Source organism: Spirulina sp. CS-785/01, assembly GCF_028330525.1.
GTDB lineage: Bacteria > Cyanobacteriota > Cyanobacteriia > Cyanobacteriales > Spirulinaceae > JAQMSD01.
In genome coordinates, this window is the sequence record NZ_JAQMSD010000175.1 from 36335 (window position 1) to 57996 (window position 21662).

The following is a 21662-nucleotide window of genomic DNA, read 5'->3' on the forward strand; positions in this document are numbered from 1 at the left end:
AATTAACCGCAATCCCCTGCCCCCGGCAGGGGATTTTTTATGGCAAAACATTGAACTACAGACGTTGAGCTTTCATCGTCATGCCATAGAGGAGAGTTTTCTATAATGAAAAGGAGTCCCTATTGTGAGCGATTTTAACCTTGATGCAATCCTCTCAACCTTCTCTCTCTCTTTCTCCCTTATATGATCAAGATTATTACCTCTGGTTAAAGCAAACAGTTGACTGTTTAGAAAATCAAGATTTAGAGGCATTAGACTGGCCGCATTTAATTGAGGAGATCAAGGATTTGGGGAAAAACCAGCGTCGAGAGTTGAAAAACCGCTTAATTGTTTTATTGACGCATTTGTTAAAGTGGCAGTATCAACCCGAACAGCGAGAGTATTATGGCAATAGTTGGGTGAGTACCATTAACGAACAACGCCGTCAGTTAGCATTATTACTTGAGGATAGCCCCAGTCTGAAACCGTATATAGTAGAAATGTTTAGTGGGAGTTATAGCAAAGCCCGTAAAGAAGCGAGTCAAGAAACCGGGCTACCTATAGAGACATTTCCCGTGGACTGTCCATTTTGCCAAGAAGAAACCCTCGATGGGGATTATTGGCCAGAGTCCCTATCCTTGGATTTTAATCCAAGGCTAAGAGTGAAAACCCGTTGAAACGGGTTAAATTATCCCATTGGTTCATTAAAATAGGTTCAATTCCCCCATCAGCCTGTTAAAAACAGGCTTTAGCTACGCAGCCCTGGGTTTTAACCCAAGGTTCAAGGTTCATGGGGTTCACAGGTTCAAGGTTCATGGGGTTTAAGCCTCCCCAAAGTCGGACTATTGTCCGGTATCGGCGGATCAACATTCCTTACTGGATGTACAATCTCTACTGAAACAAGGGCCCCTATCCCCAGGGAGTTTTCTCCTGTTAGGGACCTATGGAGACTTGCTGCAAACTATCGCCCCAGACACCGCAGAAGCGGCTGACTTAGCGGGAGAGTCCAATTCAGGACAAAATGCTCAACATATTACGGGGTTAGAGATCAAAGTGGTGGCGGTATTAGGAGGAGATGACCGTTCCATTGGGGCCAGTCGGGCCTTTTCCGTCACCCACAAAGCAGAGACGGCGGATATTCGACCCAAAACCCTTTATACGCAACAACTGTTTGGACGGAAACAACGACCGTTACTCGATAGCTGGTTACGAGAATGTATGAACTTAAATCGGGGGGACATTCTCGATTAATACCTTTTGCCCAGGGAAAGCAATGGGAATTTGGGATTCAGCAAAAGCTCGGTTGAGACGATGGCGATATTCCCTAGCCACCGTCCATTGTTGGATCGGTTGGGTTTTTAAAAGAATCACTAACTGGACTCCGGTATAATCGAGGTTATCAATGCCCAGTAATTCCGGTTCATCTAACACCAAATCTTCCCAGTCAGGATCAGTATAGAGGTCTTGGGCCACCTGTGTCATCACCGTCATGGCTTTATCCACATCCGTCTCATGGCTAACATTAACCACACATTTGGCTTGGGACCAACCATTGGTCATATTTTGTACCGTGCTAATTGTGCCATTGGGAATGGTGATTAATTCCCCTTCTAGGTTGCGGAGTTGGGTCATCCGTAGGTTTAAATATTCCACATACCCCCCTAAATTCCCATTCACCGAAATCACATCCCCCACCGCATACTGGTCTTCGACTAAAATAAAAATCCCATTGATCACATCGCGGATAAAATTTTGCGCCCCCAAGGAAATGCCAAAGGTGAGAATGCCTAATAAAGCGGTAATGGGGGTGGCAATGGCTTTAAATTGACTGAGAAGGGTTAAAATGAAGACCACATAGGCCACCACCGTTGTCACCCCTTTGGCCGCTGTGGCCAAGGTGGGGATACGCAGAGAATAGCGTTGGGTATTCCCCCCTAAATTCGCCAACATGGCTTGATTTTCCAGTATTTTTTTAGCGAGACGATCAATTAACAGATCGCTGGTTCGATCAATTAAATTAACGGTAAAAAAGAGGAGTAAGAGGAGTAACAGGGGGGAAGGATACCCTTGTTTGCTGAGGGTAAATAACCAAGTTAGAGGAGGACTACCGAGGAGAAAATTGGCTAGAGGACGAGAGAAAGGGAAAAAGAAACAAATTAAGCCACTGCCGAGAAACCAGAGCAAAATTTGTCCCCAATAGAGAAGACCCCGTAAAAATTTATTGACACTATAATTGCGGTCAATGGCCAGTTTTTGCATTTGTGCCGTCAGTCTTTCTAAGGGGGTTAGAGTCTGACTTGACCCTTCTTCCCCTACTTGTAACGCTGCGGTTTGGGCCGAGGCTTGGGCCTGTAAATGTTTGCCACTGCGTCGCAGCCGAAACTGGAAAAAGCGAATAATTAGGGTCAAAAGGACAACAGTAAGCACCACCAATAGGGAAAAAATGACTCCTAATTCCACTGCAATGGGTTGGCGCATTAACCACCCTTGGAGTAATTCAATTTGCAAATTTTTTGTCCATCGTTGCGCTAATTCAACGGTGGAGGTTTGCTGAAAGAGTGCGTCGGCCTTTGTCACCGTCACCACTGTTTCTATGGGCGCACCGCGAGGAAAAGCGGCTTTAATAATATAAGACCCATCCTCTACTTTTTCGCTATTGAGGAGTAATTGTCGATTGAGTGCTTTAATTTGTTGAGCAAAGAGTCCTCGCTTGGGGAGAATTTTGTCTAGATCAAAGGAGTCCCATTGTTGGACTTCTCGTAAATGTTGCAAATGGAGCGATCGCGTGAATTTTTTTTTCGTATATTGCCCCATTCCATCTAAAATTTGCTGTAACTTATTACTCACATATTGGGAACGATAGGCCGCTGTTAAATCTCGCGTTTCTATATCCTCTTGAGACTCCTCGAAACCAATGGCTGCACTAATTTCTCTAATCATTACCCCATCGAGAAACACGGGAGCAATTTCTAAATTACCAATGCGTTTGGTGGGGATATTGGGAATTGAACTCACTGTCTCACCACTGACATTCAGTCCAGGAATTTGGGCCAGGAGGGGAGAGGAAGTCAGCACTACTCCTAGACAGGTAAAGAGGGTTAAGAGTAACCAACCCCACACCGAACGACATTTTCGGGATTTTAAACTGCGATCGCGTCTCATTCAAGCCGTTATCTCAACATCTTCGTATCTTAACCCGCTTCATGCCTTGGGAATAGGAGTGAACTCAAATTTGTGATCGAGATCAACGGGTTTTGGCACAGATGACACAATAAACACTTACCAAGATCAGTGAAGATACGTAAAACCTTGGAGAGAATAGATATAATTTGCCCTTACCAATCGTTTAGGAGGTTGTATGGCGAAACCCTCTAATCTCCCCTTAAAACAACAACCCTTTGTAGTCTATCGAGATCAGCAAACCGGAGAATGGGTAGTGGTTAATCCGGCCCCAAACCAAGCAGATAGGAACAACCGCCCGCTCCTTCCTCAGAATAGGTTAGGAGACAATATTAGTATTATGAGGGAATGTTGATGGCTCGAAGATAAGCCCCCTTCTTTTTACCATATTGTTTTTATTTTGTCAACATAAGAATAAAGTAATTTCCCCTGATTTAAGCCCAAGGCTAATCACCAATGACCAATCACCAATGACCAATCACCTATTTTAAATATTGACGAAACCAGTCAATAACAACTTGGGCGGCATAATTTTGATATTCTGGGATAGCTTTCCCCTGTTCATCCACCAACCCGTGGCCAGCATCCGTAAACTCCAAAAAACGAACCGGGACTCCTTGTTCTGCTATCATATTCACATAAAACTGATCCGGTTCAAGGGGCAAAAAGTCCTCACTCCCCTTAAACATTAACAACGGAGTCGTCACCTGTTCATACTGATACAAGGGAGAATCTTGTTGAAACTCCTTCTCCCCATTAAAGGGGGTTAAACTCCCATAAGCAAAAGGAGTCCTAGCAGGATGGGTGTTTAGCCAATCTAACCCCCAATCGAGAATGGAACATTGGGCATTGGCCGCCGCATATAACTCCGGATAGCGGATAATACTTTGGTGGGCAAAATACCCCCCATAGGAACACCCCATCACCCCAATGTGGTCGGGAGACGTATAACCCAACTCAACGGCATCTTCTAATAATTCGGCCATGGCCTCAATATCGACAGTGCCAAAATTGCGATCGCTATACAACTCTAAAAAACGATTGGCCCCAAACCCATGTCGTCCATACAAGGGCATCACCAGCAAAGCAAAGCCAAAATTGGGCAATAATCCAAAAGGACTCTCCACCGTCGTTAACCATTGATTCTTCATAGTGGCAAAAGGCCCCCCTTCTTGCCACACCACCAAGGGAACATCCTGGGGAGGAAACTCACTATCGGGAGGTTGGAGTAACACCCCCTGAAACTGTTCCCCCTCCTCCGATTCAAATGTCACCGGATCGACGTAAAATTGGCTCAGGGTCGCCAAAGATTCATTAAACTGGCTAAGGGGAGTCGTGTCTCCCGTCCGCCAGTCCATGCGGTACAATTCTGGGGGGTCCACAAAGGAACTGTAGCGAAACAACAGTTGCGAAGTCTCTGGAGAAACTTGAACTTCGGCATAGGTCCCCGGCCAGTCGGACAAATTCTGTAAGTCTTGGCTAATAAGATCATACAGGTAAAGATGGGAATTCATCCCCACTTGGGCCGTAAACAACACCTCCCCAGGAGAAATAAATTCCCCCGTTGTCCCCATGGCCGAGGCCACCTGGGGAGACTCCAAGCGATACAATTCCTCTAACTGGGTATTGTAAAAGCGAAACGTAGTGCGTTCTCCCACTAGGGGATAATACACCGGATAGTCGCGGCCTGCGGGTTGACTGGGATAGCGTAACCCGGCCATCAACAATTTCCCGTCTGGACTCCAAGTAATACTCGAAAAAATCCCCCCATCTCCTCGTTTTGCTTCTAATAACCGGCCTCTCCCCCCCTGAGTTAAATCAAACGTCAATAAAACACTTTTCTCCACAAAAGGACTCTCCGAGGGAGGGATTAACCCTTGGGCATCCCGTGTAATAAAAGACGCAGGATTTGCCCCTATACCGTTCACAGGCGGGCGATCGGGTTCAACAAAGGAAATTACTGCCAACTGGTCGCCCAGGGGAGTCCATGCCGCGTCTAGGAAGGTACTGTGAGACGGTAGGGTGAAGCGGATAGGGTCTTGATTGTCCTGTAAATGATAAACAGCCATTTCTGGGAAGGGAAACTTGGCCACATCGGGAGTTAATTCCACCAAAACCCGTGACCCATTGGGGGCTACACTACGCAAAATACCGGGGAGGTTGAGGGGGTGTTGGGTGACTTCTCCGGTCTGACGATTGACCCGAAATAAGGCTTGTTTGCGGCCTTGGGGAGTGACTTGGGAGAGAGGGGCAATGGCCGTGTTGCGATCGCGCCAATAAAACTGTCTCGGTTCAAACTCCCCAAATGCTTCCCGATCAATTTCGACCGTTGTTCCCTTCTCTATATTCAAGAGAAAAAGCGGTGGCTTGTCCACCCCTAAGCCACTTTTACGAAAAATTACCGTTGTCCCATCGGGACTGATCTCACTCATCACCACAGGTTGGACAAACCCCTGTAAGCGGGCAATTTTCTCTACCTCCTCTGGAGATAAGACGGTATTTTGCGTAGCCCTTTCCCGATCAATTACTTGGATTGGTGATGGCGTTTCCCCCCTAGCGAGACGGGGAATTGTACAAAATCCGAAAACGGCGATCGCAAGAATAATTTTCTTTAGGTGAGTCATGGGTAATGGGTAATGGGTCATCGGTGGATAATGAATAATGGATAATTGATAATGAACTATTATTCATTATTGTTTGAAACTATTTTTCTCCCCCATCCCCCCTATCTCTCCATCCCCCTATTCCCCCATCTCAACTCTCCACTATTCCCTGGGGACAGATTTTGCCCTAAACTGTGTAATGGTCTAAGTACATGGATGATAGTGACTGGAGTAGGAATGGAAATCGGGCAAAAAGTTCAAGTCTGCCGAATCAGAGATCGCGTTGATCGGGATGTTGCCGATAAACTGGGTAAAGTTGGTACAGTAAAAGGGTTCAAAATGACCGATGGTAGTGGTGTTGGTGCAGTCATTGAATTTGACGACAATACGGCCACCTGGTTTTTTGAAGACGAACTCAAAGCAGTCTAAACATCCCCAGCATGGCACATTTAATCACCTTTCTTGGTAAAGGTGGGGTAGGCCGGACAACAGTAGCGATCGCTGCGGCTAAAAAATTAGCCCAAAACGGCGATCGTGTGCTGTTGGCCACCCAAGACCCCACACCCGCCTTTAGCGTACAACTCGGTGTCCCTGTCACCCCAGACCCCACGGAAATTGCCCCGAATTTATCGGTGGTGCAATTCCAATCCCCCGTCATGCTAGAAAAAGGTTGGGAGGAGGTCAAGTCCTTAGAAGCACAATATTTACGGTCTCCCACCTTAAAAAACGTCTATGGTCAAGAATTAGCAGTTTTCCCTGGCATTGAAACCGCTTTATCGTTCTACGAAATACGCAATTTTAACGCCAGTTTTAAATATGATGTGATTATCTACGATGGGGCCGGGGATTTAAGCACCTTAAAAGGCTTTGGCATTCCGGGCAGTGCCAATTGGTATTTACGACGGTTTCGCCAAGTTATTCTCGAATCTGACTTAGGGAAAGCCTTGGCCCCCTTTGTTCAACCCATTACCAATGCCATTTTCAATCGGTCTTGGTCCTTAGAAAACTTTGCCGAAGAACCCACCGATGAAATACGATCGCTCCTGCAAGAAGGCGAAAAAGCCATTGCAGACCCCAAACGGGTGTTAGCCTATCTGATTACCGATGATAGCCCCATGGCCATCGCTAAAGCCCAATATCTCTGGGGCAGTGCGCAACAAGTGGGAGTCTCCGTCGGTGGAGTCCTCTGGAACAAAACCAACTCCCCCTCAGCCCAAAGCAGTGAATTCTCCCCCTTGCCCATCATTCCCCTTCCCCCATGGCAGGGAGACGACTGGCAACCCCTCATGGATGCACTCCCCAACCTTCGCAATGTGGGAGATATCCCCAAACCTATCGAAATTGACAGCCCATCTCGACAGGTGAAAGTTTTTTTACCAGGTTTTAGCAAACAACAAGTTAAACTGACTCAATACGGGCCAGAATTAACCATTGAAGCCGGAGATCAACGAAGAAATCTAATCCTCCCCCCTCCCTTCACCGGCCAACCCGTTAAAGGGGCAAAATTCCAAAAACCCTATTTGATTATTTCCTTGTAAGTTCTTTTTCAGTCACCAGCATCCGAAGGCAGGAGACAGATGGCAGATGGCAGTGGTTTGCGCTCCGCGCACACTACGTGAACGACAAGCTCACCAACTAGGAAGGAGGAAGGAGTTTGTCACCAACAACCAACAACCAACAACCAACAACCAACAACCAATAACAATGACAAATAAAGAACAAAGCAAAAACTCCTCAAAAACCCGGCAAATGCTAGGGATGAAGGGTGCAGCAGAAGAAAAGAATATCTGGAAAATTCGCTTGCAACTGATGAAGCCCATCACTTGGATTCCCCTGATTTGGGGGGTGGTCTGTGGGGCTGCTTCATCGGGAAATTACAGTTGGGAACTCGAAGATATCCTGAAAGCTGTCACCTGTATGTTACTCTCTGGCCCCCTCATGACGGGCTATACCCAAACCCTGAACGACTTTTACGATAAAGAAATTGATGCAATTAATGAACCCTATCGTCCGATTCCCTCTGGGGCGATTTCAGTTCCCCAAGTGATTACTCAAATTCTGGTTTTATTATTGGGGGGATTTGGTATTGCTTATCTGTTAGATAGATGGGCGGGCCATGATTTCCCGATTATGGTTTGTTTAACCCTACTGGGGGCATTTCTCGCTTATATTTACTCTGCCCCCCCTCTGAAGTTAAAACAGAATGGCTGGTTAGGGAATTATGCCCTCGGTGCGAGTTATATTGCCTTGCCTTGGTGGGCCGGCCATGCGTTATTTGGGGAATTAAATTGGACGATTGTGGTTTTAACCCTGTTTTACAGTTTAGCTGGGTTGGGCATTGCTGTGGTCAATGACTTCAAAAGTGTAGAGGGCGATCGCCAGTTGGGATTAAGTTCTCTCCCCGTTATGTTTGGGGTGGGGACAGCCGCTTGGATTTGTGTTTTAGCCATTGATGTCTTTCAAGCGGGAATTGCGGGCTATTTAATCAGCATTAATCAGAATCTCTACGCCACGATTCTCCTATTACTGATTATTCCGCAAATCACCTTCCAAGATATGTACTTCCTTCGTGATCCCTTGGAAAATGATGTCAAATATCAAGCCAGCGCACAACCTTTCCTAGTCTTAGGAATGCTGGTAGCGGGTTTAGCACTGGGGAATGCAGGAATTTAAACCCATCATTCAGACTTTATTATAATCTGTCGGGACGTTGTGTACAATGTCCCGTTTCTTTTGGGATTTCAGAATAGATAAGTTTTAATTATTAAAATAGAGTTTAAAAATATTTTATTTGTATCGAAACCCCCAATTTAACAAAAATTAACCAAAATTTTCCCTTGATCTGAGTAACGAGATTGCGCCGTTTGGTACAATAAAGGCCCCTTGACAAAAAATTAAAATCCAAGGCGTTTTTATATCTTCTCGTCAAAACACACCCTTCAACCCCCCATTACTCCGTGATTTTAGCCTCGAAAAGGGGAATTTTGGGGAGGAGTCGCTTACAGAATTTTGCCACCAGCGCGAGGAATGGATTTGACAAAAATCACAAAATGTGATAATCGAAATGTGCTAGGCGGTGACTAGATTGGGATTGAATGAATTTATTATAACTATGAATAGCCGTCAACCGCTCAAGAGCTTGGTTTGTCCAAAATATAGCATCTCCAACGACACCGAAATGAGCTTGACAGGAGAATCATTCAAGAAAAAATGATCTTCTCCCCCTTTATCCCCTTCTTTGTGTCCTTTGTGTCTTTGTGGTTTTCCAACCCATTAAAACCCATTAATCAAACAGGGGGACATCATCCAAGGATAACCCCTGCTTGTCCTTCTGAGAGAGAATGGGACAGTCACTCAACGGCCACTCTACCCCTACCTTAGTATCATTCCAGAGTAAAGAACGCTCATGTTGCGGTGCATAAAAATCCGTTGTTTTGTATAACACCTCAGCCACCTCCGACAACACCAGAAACCCATGAGCAAACCCCACTGGGACCCACATCTGTGCCTTATTTTCCGCACTGAGACGACATCCCGTCCACTGGCCAAAGGTGGGGGAGGACTTCCGTAAATCTACCGCCACATCAAAAATTTCCCCCACAATAACCCGGACTAACTTCCCTTGGGGTTGTTTAATTTGGTAGTGCAGGCCGCGCAACGTATGACGCACTGACCGAGAATGATTATCTTGGACAAATTGCGGAGAGCATCCCGTTTCTTCCTCAAATTTGCGAGCATTGTAGCTTTCAAAGAAAAAGCCTCGTTCATCTTGAAAGATTTTTGGTTCTAGGACTAAAACATCGGGAAGGGAAGTCGGGGTAACGTTCATGACACAGTTGCAAGATGGATTCAGGGGTCTATTTTAATCTATCTGGGTGGGGAAAGCAGGGGAAGGTGAGTGAAAGTCTCACTTGGTAAGTATTCAGCCGTCAGCACTCAGCCTTCAGCTTTTCTTATTGGGAGTGACGGACTTCATCGAGGAGGCTGAAAACTTCCTTTTGCATCTCGATAAACTGGGTTTGCAAGGTGGCCATTTGTTGGGTGATATGCTGAATTTGACGGGTGGTTTCTTGTTCGTACTGTTGTCTTCCCGCGATGATTTCTTGAATCATGCTTTTGAAGTCCTGCATGATTTGCTGTTTTTCGGTGATAATTCGGGTAACGGAGATTTGTTGGGTTTGGAGAGTGTCTAAGGAGTGGATGAGGTCATTAATGGCTTGGCCGTTGGCTTGAATTAAATCTAGTTCGGTTTTGCGGTGGTTGTGAATGGTGTCGGTTAAGGCAGCGATCGCGCGACTTTGTGAATCATACCATTGTTGATGAGTTTTGCGGGTCTCCTCTAATTTCGCTGCCAAGACGGTTAAAACCCAATCTGAGGCATTATCCCCCAAGTCTGGGGTAAAATTATCGTCAGAAGCGGACATGGCGTTATTTCTCGCACAGGATTACCTGTTCATCTTAGCAAGGGATGAAAGGAGAAATACAGTGGCCCTACAAGAGAAGTTTAGCCAATTTCGGAGGAGAGAGAGGAGGAATACTACCCCAGCAAAACGCGGATATTGCACCTTTCCCTGCTTGGGAAAATCCGTCACAATACAAGAGAAATGAGCAGGAGTTTCCGTCTTATGCAATCCATGGTCAATAGTTTCTATCAGTGGTATCGGCGGATGTTACGCCACAATAAGTATCGTTGGGTGATTATTCTTGCCACCGTTGCCTATTTTATCAGTCCCTTTGACTTGTCCCCGGATGTCTTCCCCATTGTCGGTTGGTTGGATGATGGTATCTTAGTCACCCTGTTACTTTCGGAATTGGGACAAATGCTGTTAGAGCAACGGAAAACCCGTCAAACTCCCGCAGACTCTATTGGAGAAGTCCCGCAAAATTCCGTCGAATAATCCCAACCAATGCCCTTTTCTTGGTCGGGTTTCCTTCCCTCGCTCTCTTGATGGGAGGATTTTCCTATGAAAAGCGCGTTTTCGGGCTGACATCTTGGTACAGTACAAAAGAAAGATTAAAGTAAGCACAAAACTGGGGATAGACCTCGGTGGAGTGTTTAGAAGTGCCTTGACTGCGCTTTCAAGCGTCCGATTAGGGACGACTTGAGAATCCCACGGTATTAAAACCGTGGGACTGTCAACTTAACGGTATATTTGCATCTTTGCGGAATAATTGCATTATGTTGGGTCAAGGACCATCGTTACCAGACGGTTACAGAGAACGTTTACAAACATTACTCAAGAATCAATGGCAAATGGGCGAAAGTTATGCCAAAATTGCCCATCGTTTAGGCATTGGGTCGAGTCGGACGGCGAAGGCCTGGTTAACTTTAGATTGGCGGACTGAACCGGATGCGCAAAAATTGAGAAGTTTAGCGGAACATCTGGGGTGGCAATATTGGGAGTTAATTCGTTATTTGGATACGGGGGAACAACCCGATCGCAATTCTAATAAAACCGAGAGTGAGAGAAAACCCCCCAGTGAACCGTCCTCTCTCTCCCTCTCCAACAATGCGAAAACGGCCTTAGTGGCCTCGGCCAGACAAATGCGTGATCTCGCGGACTCCCTTTATCAGTCCTTAGAGTCGGTCCCCCTGAAAACCACCTCTCCTAAAACCTCCACAGACCCCTCTGTGATTCCCTTTTCCTCTCCCTCCCAGTTTCGAGAAACCGCACAATCCTTTAGTCCTCTGAAAAAACCCCAGACCAAAACCCTGTCTCAGATGGTGCAAGACTGTATTGAACGGTTTCGCTTGAATGGTCGGGATATTGAACAGCGATTGCGCGATCGCAATTATTATGTCTCCTCCCGCGACCTGATCAGCGAAGAAGACTTTGAGGCCATGCGTCAAGGGGTGAAAGTTCCCCAAAGTGAAACGCAACTGGAACTTTTAGCCGATGTGGTGGACCGCGATCGGGAAAACTTCAGCCATAACTATTGGCTCAAAGCCTGGATTGTCAGCATTTATCAAGGCACTCCCTCACCCGATTCTCCCCAATCCAAGGAGTAATCTGAAAGAATGTGTCAGAATATTAACAATTGGTTGATGTTATTAAATTAAGTTAAAAAAATCCTATGTCAGTTCTGGCGGCGATCGCAGTCCTCGCAGTCCTAATCATCGTCCACGAGTTAGGGCATTTTACCGCAGCACGCCTGCAAAATATCCACGTAAATCGGTTTTCCATCGGCTTTGGGCCGATTTTGCTGAAATACCAAGGGGCCGAAACCGAATATGCCTTACGGGCCTTCCCGTTGGGAGGATTTGTCGGATTTCCTGATGATGATCCCGATAGTGATATCCCCCCCGATGACCCCAATTTATTACGGAATCGTCCGATCTTAGACCGCGCGATCGTCATCAGTGCCGGGGTGATTGCCAATTTAATCTTTGCCTACCTCCTCTTAGTCTCCCAAATCGCCACCGTCGGCATCCCAGACTTCCAATATCAGCCCGGAGTGGCCGTTCCCCAAGTGATGACCGAAGACGTGACCGCGGCCCAAGCGGCAGGAATCCAAGCAGGGGATGTCATTATCTCCATCGAGTCCCAACAACTGGGGGCCTCCGATGAAGCGGTGAAAACCCTCATGAAAACCATTCAAACCTCCCCCGAAGAAACCCTAGACGTGACGGTTTTACGGGAGGAGAAACAAGTCTCCCTCCAAGTTACCCCAGAACGGGGGCCCGATGGTCAAGGGAAAATCGGGGTTATTCTCTCCCCCAACGGAGAATTAAACCGGAAAAAAGCCAGTTTAATTGAAGCCTTCCAACAAGGAGGAACGGAGTTTCAGCGTTTAGCAACCTTAACCTTTGGAGGGTTTGCCAAACTGGTAAGTAATTTCAGCGAAACCGCAGAACAAGTGGCCGGGCCGGTAAAAATTGTTGAAATTGGCGCAAATTTAGCCCAATCAGACTTGACCAGTTTATTTCAATTTGGGGCTTTAATTAGCATTAACTTGGCGATTATTAATATCTTGCCGCTTCCGGCCTTAGATGGAGGACAATTAGCCTTTTTATTCATTGAAGGAGTCCGAGGCAAACCCCTCCCCACCCGCATTCAAGATGGCATTATGCAGACGGGTTTGGTGTTGTTACTCAGTTTAGGAGTATTCCTAATTATTCGGGATACCGCCAATTTACAAGTCATTCAAGAGTTGTTTCAATAAGTCTTTTGGGTAATGGGTAATCGGTAATTGGTAATTGGTAATTATTTAGACTCCTGATTACTCAATTATCCATTATTCATTATCCATTATCTAAAAAATGAGTATCACCCGTACTTGGTCAAGTAAAAAACAACGTGCCTTAGAGATATTAATTCGTCTGAAACGAGAATATCCTGATGCGACGTGCAGTTTAACCTATGAAACCCCCGTGCAATTACTGGTGGCCACCATTCTGTCTGCTCAATGTACCGATGAACGGGTGAATAAAGTCACTCCTGCTTTATTTGCTCGCTTTCCCGATGCGTTGGCCTTGGCCAATGCAGACCGGGAGGAATTAGAAACCTTAATTCGTTCTACTGGATTTTATCGCAATAAAGCCAAAAATATTCAGGGAGCGTGTGAGAAAATTGTGGCCGAGTTTGGGGGGGAAGTCCCTAAACAAATGGAGTTGTTGTTGTCGTTACCGGGGGTTGCTCGTAAGACAGCTAATGTGGTGTTAGCCCATGGATTTGGGATTATTCAAGGGGTGACAGTAGATACCCATGTAAAACGTCTCAGCCAGCGTTTAGGACTCACTGAAGCGGATAACCCGGTGAAGATTGAACGGGACTTAATGCGGTTATTACCGCAACCGGAATGGGAAAATTGGTCGATTCGTTTAATTTATCATGGTCGGGCGGTTTGTAAGGCGAAAAAGCCAGATTGCGATCGCTGTTCCTTGGCGGAGTTATGCCCTTTTTTACAGGAGAATAGATAATGGAAAATTTGGAATTGTCAGACACCATAACGGCGAAAAATACCGAGTTTGATTGGTTTGAGGTGTGGTATGCGGTGCAGTTTGTGCGCGATTTAGATCAAACTGCACCAACGCGCTTTGTTTTGTTGGGACAACCTCTTGTGATTTGGTGGGACGCACAAACTCAGGACTGGGTGGTGTTTGAAGATCGTTGTCCTCATCGTTTGGCCCCACTTTCAGAAGGCCGCATCACCGAAGATGGGTGTTTGGAATGTCCGTATCATGGTTGGGCCTTTACGGAAAAGGGAACTTGCGATCGCATCCCCTTTGATCAAGAAAACGGCACGGCCAATGAGAGTCCCCGGGCCCAAGTTCGCACCTATCCCACAAAAGTGGCCCAAGACATTTTATTTGTTTACCCCGGAACACCAGAAAAAGCGGCCCAGCAACCCCTACCCCTTGTGCCTCCCCTAGAGCAACATCAGGAACAATGGACTAAAATTGATGTGTTTCGAGATGTGCCTTATGATGTAGTGACATTATTGGAAAATGTCCTAGATACCAGTCACGTTTCCTTTACCCACCATCCCAGAGTAGGAAAACGGGAGAATGCGAAAGAGTTTGTCTTAGAAGTCTCTGAGATTGAGCAATCAGGGTTTACGGGATTTTGGGAAGAAGGACCCCGACGAGGCCAACTGGGGTCTCAAAAAACAACTTTTGTTGCGCCCAATTTAATGTGGCATGATATTGAGGAGAGTCCCTTTGGCCAAGTAATGACGGTGGTTTATGCAACCCCCATAGACAAAGGGAAATCTCGCGCTCTCATCCGGTTGCCGTTCCGGTTTAAATCCCCGTTTCCCCGTTTCGCGTTTAAACTGACTCCTCGTTGGTATGCTCATTTAAATCAAATGGGGATTTTGGAGGATGATCAAATATTTCTCCATCTCCAAGAACGCGCGATCGCAGACTCCCCTCAATCCTACGCCAAAACCTGCTATTTACCCACCCGCTCTGATCGTTTTGTCCTTGCTTACCGTCAGTGGGTGGAAACCTATGGTGAACCCTTCCCCCATCAGGACTTTCCCCCCGCAGAAACGAATCGAGAGATTCTTTTAGAACGTTATCAGTCTCATACCGAACATTGTTCGAGTTGCCGTACTGCTTTAAAGCGGGTGCAAGGGTTACAAAAAATTAGCGCAATTCTCATTGTGTTCTTACTCATTGCCTTACCGATAACCATTGGCTATCATCTCCCGATGTGGGGAGTGGTGTTGTTAGCAGGACTTCTCTTGCTTCTAACGGGTACAACTTGGCAACTCCAAAAACTCGCAAAAGGTTTTATTCAGGGAGAATATCCTCCCAGTCGGAATATTAACAATTAACCATAAACAATGGTTCTTTATTCTTTGTGTTCTTTATTCTTTGTGTTCTTTGTGTCTTTGTGGTTCACCAATTCCCCACTACTAAATTCACAACTCCCGTAAATGTTGTAACATTTCTTGGGGAGAAACAGGGACTTGAGAGAGGAGTTTTGATGCCACACTAAGGGGTTCATGGTGTTGTTTGGAGATTTCCCATTCTCGGACAATACCTAACAGGAGATGTTCCGTATTAATAATAATATGACCCCCTGCAATAGCCTCCTCTAACGCATAATGTAACACCTGCTGCGCTCTGGGAGTAAAAGGGATTTCTTCCCCACTGCCTCGGCCTTCTCCAATAAACTGTTGTACCGCAATTCGGGCTTGATCTAACTGCATTCCCCAGTCATAGAGACTCTTGGCCGCATTGCCACTTCCCTCCCGCATTAACCCTAATAAAATCTGCTCTGTGCCGATAAAATTATGTTGAATGCGACTCGATTCAGATCGGGCTAAAAGTAAGACTTGTAAGGCTTTTCCCCCCAAACGTTCATAGATAGAGAGGGGGAGAAGATGTTCTAAATTATCGGGATCGGCTAATTCTGCGGCCAAGGAATCCTTTAACCAAGCGTCCTTTTTCTCATGGACTCGATCCCAATCTACAATTTGTTGACGGACAGACCATTCCGCATAGAAAAAAGCCAATAAATCTTCTAATAACGACACATCGACAGTATAAACAAGATTATCCCCATCGGGGTTCACTTGAATTAATCCCTGTTGTTTTAATTTTTCGAGGTGATAGCGGAGTTTTTCGGGAGTGAGTTGCAGACGTGCTTGTAATTCTCCAGCGATCATCCCTTGGGGGTGTTTTTTGACTAAAAGACGAATTAGGGTTAATCGCGTAGGTGATCCTAAAGCCGCTAAAAGGTCGGCGTAGCGGGTAATATTGTTGGTTTTCATGCAGCTTGAAAGCAGGTTTACCGTGATTGGGCGAGACTGTTTTGGTATTCTTCTTCAGTGAAGCGATCTTCATGGGATTGTAAGCGATCAATAAAGAGAATACCGTCGAGATGATCGAGTTCGTGTTGGAAAATGCGGGCGATAAAATCCGTTAAGACTTGCCGTTGGAGATTACCCGCGCGATCGCAATATTCCACTTCAATCTCTCGATAGCGAGGCACTAACCCCCGCACCCCTGGCACACTCAAGCACCCTTCCCAATCTTTCACTGTCTCCTGAGAGTGCGCCACAATCCGGGGATTTAACATAGCAGTAGGAGGCATCTGGGGGGCGTAGGGGTAGCGGGAATTGGGGCGAGAGGCCACAATAAAAAGACGGAGAGACGCTGCCACCTGGGGGGCCGCAATCCCAACTCCATTCGCTTCTTGAACCGTCGTGATCAAATGGTCAATTAATTTTTGTAACTGGGGATCATCAAGGTATTGAATGTCCCGTGCTGTTTGTTGCAGGGTAGGATGCCCCTGATGCACAATCTTTAGAGAATCCGCCATAACCCTTCGCGCTTACAAGATACCTGTTAATATTTTAATCCCAACCCCATTTTTCCCCATGCCTATGTCTCCCGATCAACTTTGGCAGGAAGTGTTAGTCCGGTTGCAATTACAGTTAAAAAACCCCACCTTTGAAACGTGGATTCAACCAGCCACCCTACAATCGTGGCGCGATCGCACCTTAATCATCCAGGCCCCCAACCCCTTCGCCCGCAACTGGTTACAAAAACACTACATCCCCACCATTGCCGAAGTCGTCGAAGACATTTTGGGCTATTCCGTAGAAATTTGCTTCACCACCACCCAAGGAGATGATACCTTAGCCAAAATGGGGACCACCTCCGCCAGCTTACAAGGAGACCCCCCCCAAACCCACCCCACCCCCACCCATTTCAACCTCAAATATGTCTTTTCCCGCTTTGTCGTCGGGGAAAACAACCGCATGGCCCACGCTGCGGCCTTGGCCGTCGCGGAATCCCCAGGCCGAGAATTTAACCCCCTCTTTCTCTGCGGAGGAGTCGGGTTAGGCAAAACCCACCTAATGCAGGCCATCGGCCATTATCGCCAAGAAATCCACCCCGATTCTAAAGTCTTCTACGTCTCCACCGAAAAATTCACCAATGATTTAATCACGGCCATTCGCCAGGACGGGATGCAGCTTTTCCGCGACCACTATCGAGCCGCCGATGTACTATTAGTGGATGATATCCAGTTTATTGAAGGGAAAGAATACACCCAAGAAGAATTCTTCTACACCTTTAACACCTTACACGAAGCCGGAAAACAGGTCGTTTTAGCCTCAGATCGTCCCCCCCACCACATCCCCAGACTACAAGAAAGACTCTGCTCTCGATTTTCCATGGGATTAATTGCCGATATTCAACCCCCGGATTTAGAAACCCGCATGGCCATCTTACAACGGAAAGCCGAGGACGAGAATGCCCGTTTACCCAAAGCAGTCATTGAATATATTGCCACCCGCTACACCTCCAATATTCGGGAATTAGAAGGGGCGTTAACCCGAACCATTGCCTACACCTCCATTTCCGGGTTAGCGATGACCGTAGAAAATGTTGCCCCCGTCTTAAATCCCCCCGCCGAAAAGATTGCAGCCACCCCCCAAGCCATTTTAAACGCCATTTCCGAGACCTTTGGAGTCTCCATCGAAGACTTACGGGGAACATCCCGTCGTCGAGAAATTAGCTGGGCCCGTCAGGTCGGAATGTATTTAATGCGACACCATACCGATTTAAGTTTACCCCGCATTGGCGAGGAGTTTGGGGGGAAAGACCACACAACGGTTTTGTATAGTTGTGATAAAGTCGAACAACTGAAACAACGGGATAATAAGACCCAGCAGCTTTTAATTCAATTGGGCGATCGGATTAATTTGGGGAATGGGTAATGGGGAATTGGGAATGGATAATTAATGGTTTGTCCTTTGTGTCCTTTGTGTCTTTGTGGTTTGATTCAAGTAGCGAGAAACCGAGTTTCTATTCCCAGTTAATTCTTTTCGCCTAAAATTTCGATAGAAACCCCGTTTCTAACCTCTATCAACCATCAACTAAAGAGTATCCGGATCAATACCCAACTCTTGCAGTTTGACTAAGGCTTGGTTTAGTTTAGTTTGAGCTTGATCTCGTTCCGCTTTAACCTGATCCCGTTCCAACAAACTGGTTTCCGGGTCGGTGAACGGTTCACCATTGGGATAAAACACCGTTAACCCATCCTCAAACAATTCAAAGCGAATTTGTAATAGAGGTGAAGTCCAAGGGAGATATAACGCAGTAATCAAAGTGTAAATATCATCGGACTGTTGACGCACAAACCCCCAGAAGTCTTGACGTTCGGGGTCATAATAATAACTCTCTAAAACCCCATAATCTTCATAAAATTTCTGTTTCTCTGCCATTTCTCGACGGGTATTCGTGGGGGAAAGAATTTCAAAAACCACTTGTGGTGCAACGTTGTCCTCCTCCCATTGCTTATAACTCCCTCGATATCCAGGAGGACGACCCAAGGCCACCATTACATCCGGTGCTTGTCGGGGGACTGGGGGTTCTTCAACTTTCACGGGATACCACAACAAATCTCCCGCCACAAATGCCATTTCATCTTTCAATAAATGCTTGAGATTTGTAACCAAACGCACGATCCATTCATACTGTTCGGTATTGTCGGCCATGGGTTGCCCATCTGAATCAGGATAGAGGGTGTCATAGGAAAAAGGCGTTTGAACCATGAGTCACACAATTTTTGATCCAAGCTAGTTCGTTATCATTATAAGGTCTGATGAAGATGAGCCTTGGGTTAAAGATGAGCCTTCTTGAAAAGCCCTCTGCCCTCTGCCCTCTGCCTTGAAAAGCCCTCTGCCCTCTGCCGTCTGCCTTTAAAAACCCTCTACCCCTAGTAACTGATCACCCACTCCGCAAAACCGTAGTGTTCTGTTACGTGAAGTTACTAAACTACATAAAGTATCATTTTGTCAAGCCCTAAGCCGGATTTGACCAATATTTTTCAGTTTATTTTAAGAATTAAAACAATTGCGTGGAAAACTCAGTGATTCTCGCTAGATTAACATTGTGGTCATCGCCTATCTAGATGTCCTCCTAACTTGCAAGAGTTAGGTGTTCACGGAGTTTCTCCCATTATGAAACTATCTTCTAACTACAACGGTTTTCTTTCCCTCACTTTAACGGTGTTTTTCAGCTTTGCCAGTCCTATTATCTTAGTCGGGATGGGGTTACTGGGTTTATGGGGGTTGAGTTGTCTCCCTGGGGGGGAAATGATTGCTACTCCCGCCATTAAACAGGTATTATACTTTCTCGCCACCTTTGGTAGTGGCAACCCGGTTTATGGAAGTTTAACCATTGGGTTAGCTTGGGGATTAGTGGGTGGCCTGTTTAATTTATGTACGTTATATCGCCACCAAATGTACAACTCTGGCAATTTTCCGGTAAGTTAAGTCTCGCTTCACGGTAAGTTCGTTTCTTGTGTCATGTTTTGTCTTCTTTGCTGCAAAAGTGTCCTGTCTCTACGCTTTACAGGTTGAGTTTTTTAAAAATCCCTTCCGGAATACTGCGAATAATGAGTAAAATCCATCTCCACATCCAGAGGGTATAGAGAATATTGGTTTTGCTGCGATAAGCGTTATAAATGGCCGTAGCCACTTGTTGGGGGGATGCGGTGATGGGTTGGGGTAAGTCCATGTTTGCTGTCATGCGGGTGGCCACATAACCGGGTTTGACAGTGATTACATGAACCCCAGATTTGACGAGACGATTCCGTAACCCGCTTAAATAGGTGGAGAAGGCCGCTTTGGCACTGCCGTAGATATAATTACTCTGACGACCGCGATCGCCTGCTACCGAAGATATTCCAATAATAGTCCCATTTTGTCGTTGTTCCAAGTCTTGGGCGACTAAATTTATAATCGACACCGCCCCCGTATAATTACTATTAATAATACGCTGAGTTTCCGCAAAATCCCCCTCTGCTTGTTTTTGATCCCCTAAATACCCAAATACACAAACCACCACTGTCGGTTTTTCGGGAAGATTCTCATAAAACTCCCCATGAGAGGCAAAATCTAACCCATCAAACTCCCGCAGGTGGACGGGTTGTTGATGTTGAATGGTAATATCCTTGGCGAGAGGATCAAGGAGATCAACCTCTCGGGCCGCAAGTGTCAGGGAATGGCCGTGACGGGCAAATTGATAAGCGATCGCTTGGGCAATATCCGATTTAGCCCCTAAAATTAGAGTATGGGTCATTGTTTATTGTTTATTGTTTATTGTTTATTGTTAACTCTAATCTCTCCGCTAAATGAGACGTAAACCCAGGGGGGAGAGACTGCTTAAATTGTTCTAAATGGGGATAATTTTGTAACGCTTCTTTCTTCATTCTCGCATCCTTGGTTAAATATAACCGTCCACCATACTTTAACACCAGTCGATCTAACTGTTCTAATAACTCAAACACTTTCGGCTGAACTTTGAAATCTAAGGCCAAAGTATAACCCTCCATGGGGAATGATAACCACGCTTCCGGTTCTCCCTTTCCAAATAATTTTAACACCGCTAAAAATGACCCTTGACCACTCTGGCTAATTGTGGTAAGAATCTCGCTTAATCCGTCTTTACTGGTTTCTTTCGGTAAGACAAACTGATATTGGACAAACCCCGGTTTGCCATAAATGCGATTCCAATTATAAATACTATCGAGGGGATAAAAGAAGGGATCATAACTAATAAGACTTTGACTCTCTTTTGCCCATTGCTTGTTATAGTATAGGGTGTTAAAGGCTTTTACAGTTAACCCATTTAAGGCAAAACGGGGGAAGTAAAAGGGAATGTTTAATTTGCGCTTTTGGGGGATTTCTAGGGGGTTGGCTTTTTGGTTAGGGGAAACATCTTCTAAAGTCGCGTGTTCTCCTAATAATAATAATGATCTTCCCTGTTTTTCCCCTGTGGCCAAACAGTCAATCCATGCCACACTATACGTCCAGTCGGTGGAGGACTCAAATAAGTCCATAATTTCAGCTAAATTACGGGCTTTAATACAAGTTTGTCGAATGTAAGCGGTTTCGATTTTCTTGAGTAAAAAGGTAGCAGAAAGTATTAATCCTGTCAAGCCCATTCCGCCCATAGTTAGCCAAAATAACTCTTGATTTTCCTGTCGAGAACAGGTGAGAATTGTACCATCAGCTAACATTAAATCAAAGGACAAAACATGACGGGAGAAACTGCCCTCTTTATGGTGATTTTTTCCGTGGACATCGGAAGCAATTGCCCCCCCAACGGTAATAAACTTTGTCCCCGGAGTGACGGGTAAAAAGAGTCCTTGGGGGAGGATCACGTCTAAAATTTCTGAGAGTAAAACCCCTCCTTGACAGGTGAGAATCCCTGACTCGGTGTTTAAGTCTAAAAACTTATTCAATTTGAGGGTTGAAAATACCTGTTTTCCTAGAGACGCATCTCCGTAAGATCGACCATTTCCCCGTAAGGTTAAAGGGGATTGTTGTTGTAAATAGTTTTGGACATCAGGAAGTAATCCCAACTCGTCAACTTCTGCGGAGAGTTGGGGGTAATTTCCCCAGTTGGCAATAACTTGTTGTTGTGTCATA

The 21662-nt window shown here is 45.9% G+C and carries 21 protein-coding genes; 12 read left to right on the forward strand and 9 right to left on the reverse strand.

From position 1 onward, the window contains the following. Positions 1 to 143 precede the first annotated feature (143 nt). Together PN462_RS11565 and PN462_RS11570 are read left to right on the forward strand one after the other, a co-directional pair. Positions 144 to 656: a DUF29 domain-containing protein gene (locus PN462_RS11565; RefSeq protein WP_272128379.1), complete on the forward strand. Its 513-nt coding sequence runs from the start codon at positions 144 to 146 to the stop codon at positions 654 to 656. Between the two features lie 274 nt (positions 657 to 930). Continuing rightward, positions 931 to 1230, forward strand: coding sequence for a hypothetical protein (locus PN462_RS11570; protein ID WP_272128380.1), 300 nt, complete (start codon positions 931 to 933; stop codon positions 1228 to 1230). Here the strand turns inward: PN462_RS11570 and PN462_RS11575 are convergent. Together PN462_RS11575 and PN462_RS11580 are read right to left on the reverse strand one after the other, a co-directional pair. Further along, a complete protein-coding gene (locus tag PN462_RS11575; protein WP_272128382.1) occupies positions 1204 to 3141 on the reverse strand; it encodes a mechanosensitive ion channel family protein in 1938 nt (645 codons plus the stop codon). The two genes, PN462_RS11570 and PN462_RS11575, sit on opposite strands and share 27 nt — an antisense overlap. Positions 3142 to 3641: 500 nt before the next feature. Then, on the reverse strand, positions 3642 to 5783 hold the full coding sequence (locus PN462_RS11580) for a prolyl oligopeptidase family serine peptidase (protein WP_272128383.1): 2142 nt from the start codon (positions 5781 to 5783) through the stop codon (positions 3642 to 3644). A 216-nt stretch (positions 5784 to 5999) separates the two neighbouring features. On the opposite strand from PN462_RS11580, the gene petP reads away from it, so the two are divergent. The 3 genes from petP to chlG all read left to right on the forward strand — a co-directional run bounded on the left by petP (position 6000) and on the right by chlG (position 8435). Then, a complete protein-coding gene (petP, locus tag PN462_RS23530; RefSeq protein ID WP_443029148.1) occupies positions 6000 to 6191 on the forward strand; it encodes a cytochrome b6f subunit PetP in 192 nt (63 codons plus the stop codon). A gap of 11 nt (positions 6192 to 6202) precedes the next feature. Beyond that, positions 6203 to 7300: a Get3/ArsA fold putative tail anchor-mediating ATPase NosAFP gene (locus PN462_RS11590; protein ID WP_272128385.1), complete on the forward strand. Its 1098-nt coding sequence runs from the start codon at positions 6203 to 6205 to the stop codon at positions 7298 to 7300. 166 nt (positions 7301 to 7466) lie between these two features. Continuing rightward, a complete protein-coding gene (gene chlG, locus PN462_RS11595; protein WP_272128386.1) occupies positions 7467 to 8435 on the forward strand; it encodes a chlorophyll synthase ChlG in 969 nt (322 codons plus the stop codon). A 610-nt stretch (positions 8436 to 9045) separates the two neighbouring features. Here the strand turns inward: chlG and rfbC are convergent. Both rfbC and PN462_RS11605 read right to left on the reverse strand, forming a co-directional pair. Next, on the reverse strand, positions 9046 to 9591 hold the full coding sequence (rfbC, locus tag PN462_RS11600) for a dTDP-4-dehydrorhamnose 3,5-epimerase (RefSeq protein ID WP_272128387.1): 546 nt from the start codon (positions 9589 to 9591) through the stop codon (positions 9046 to 9048). Positions 9592 to 9715: 124 nt separating this feature from the next. Continuing rightward, positions 9716 to 10186, reverse strand: a complete 471-nt coding sequence (locus tag PN462_RS11605) for a hypothetical protein (protein ID WP_272128388.1) — start codon at positions 10184 to 10186, stop codon at positions 9716 to 9718. Between the two features lie 210 nt (positions 10187 to 10396). On the opposite strand from PN462_RS11605, the gene PN462_RS11610 reads away from it, so the two are divergent. The 5 genes from PN462_RS11610 (at position 10397) to PN462_RS11630 (ending at position 15044) form a co-directional block, all read left to right on the forward strand. Next, complete coding sequence (locus tag PN462_RS11610) at positions 10397 to 10660, forward strand: YkvA family protein (protein WP_272128389.1); 264 nt, start codon at positions 10397 to 10399, stop codon at positions 10658 to 10660. 281 nt (positions 10661 to 10941) lie between these two features. Beyond that, positions 10942 to 11772 carry a hypothetical protein gene (locus PN462_RS11615; protein WP_272128390.1) on the forward strand — a complete coding sequence of 277 codons (831 nt, stop codon included), beginning with the start codon at positions 10942 to 10944 and terminating at the stop codon, positions 11770 to 11772. Between the two features lie 65 nt (positions 11773 to 11837). Beyond that, entirely contained in the window at positions 11838 to 12926 is a 1089-nt protein-coding gene (gene rseP, locus PN462_RS11620; RefSeq protein ID WP_272128391.1) for an RIP metalloprotease RseP, read from the forward strand. 97 nt (positions 12927 to 13023) lie between these two features. Continuing rightward, on the forward strand, positions 13024 to 13683 hold the full coding sequence (gene nth, locus PN462_RS11625) for an endonuclease III (protein ID WP_272128392.1): 660 nt from the start codon (positions 13024 to 13026) through the stop codon (positions 13681 to 13683). Beyond that, positions 13683 to 15044 carry an aromatic ring-hydroxylating dioxygenase subunit alpha gene (locus tag PN462_RS11630; protein ID WP_272128393.1) on the forward strand — a complete coding sequence of 454 codons (1362 nt, stop codon included), beginning with the start codon at positions 13683 to 13685 and terminating at the stop codon, positions 15042 to 15044. The genes nth and PN462_RS11630 overlap by 1 nt, the downstream gene beginning before the upstream one ends. A gap of 87 nt (positions 15045 to 15131) precedes the next feature. On the opposite strand, the gene PN462_RS11635 is transcribed toward PN462_RS11630, so the two are convergent. Both PN462_RS11635 and def read right to left on the reverse strand, forming a co-directional pair. Continuing rightward, positions 15132 to 15986, reverse strand: coding sequence for an ArsR/SmtB family transcription factor (locus PN462_RS11635; RefSeq protein ID WP_272128394.1), 855 nt, complete (start codon positions 15984 to 15986; stop codon positions 15132 to 15134). Positions 15987 to 16003: 17 nt separating this feature from the next. Continuing rightward, the gene (def, locus tag PN462_RS11640; RefSeq protein ID WP_272128395.1) at positions 16004 to 16537 is read right to left on the reverse strand and encodes a peptide deformylase; all 534 of its coding nucleotides are present in this window, start codon (positions 16535 to 16537) and stop codon (positions 16004 to 16006) included. Positions 16538 to 16595: 58 nt separating this feature from the next. On the opposite strand from def, the gene dnaA reads away from it, so the two are divergent. Next, on the forward strand, positions 16596 to 17942 hold the full coding sequence (dnaA, locus tag PN462_RS11645) for a chromosomal replication initiator protein DnaA (protein WP_443029146.1): 1347 nt from the start codon (positions 16596 to 16598) through the stop codon (positions 17940 to 17942). A 159-nt stretch (positions 17943 to 18101) separates the two neighbouring features. Here the strand turns inward: dnaA and PN462_RS11650 are convergent, their stop codons facing one another. Then, on the reverse strand, positions 18102 to 18779 hold the full coding sequence (locus PN462_RS11650) for a Uma2 family endonuclease (RefSeq protein ID WP_272128397.1): 678 nt from the start codon (positions 18777 to 18779) through the stop codon (positions 18102 to 18104). A gap of 408 nt (positions 18780 to 19187) precedes the next feature. Between PN462_RS11650 and PN462_RS11655 the strand changes: the two genes are divergently transcribed. Continuing rightward, positions 19188 to 19502: a hypothetical protein gene (locus PN462_RS11655; protein WP_272128399.1), complete on the forward strand. Its 315-nt coding sequence runs from the start codon at positions 19188 to 19190 to the stop codon at positions 19500 to 19502. Positions 19503 to 19578: 76 nt separating this feature from the next. On the opposite strand, the gene PN462_RS11660 is transcribed toward PN462_RS11655, so the two are convergent. Both PN462_RS11660 and PN462_RS11665 read right to left on the reverse strand, forming a co-directional pair. Next, positions 19579 to 20310: an SDR family oxidoreductase gene (locus PN462_RS11660; RefSeq protein ID WP_272128400.1), complete on the reverse strand. Its 732-nt coding sequence runs from the start codon at positions 20308 to 20310 to the stop codon at positions 19579 to 19581. 10 nt (positions 20311 to 20320) lie between these two features. Next, on the reverse strand, positions 20321 to 21661 hold the full coding sequence (locus PN462_RS11665; RefSeq protein ID WP_272128401.1) for an FAD-binding oxidoreductase: 1341 nt from the start codon (positions 21659 to 21661) through the stop codon (positions 20321 to 20323). Position 21662 lies beyond the last annotated feature (1 nt).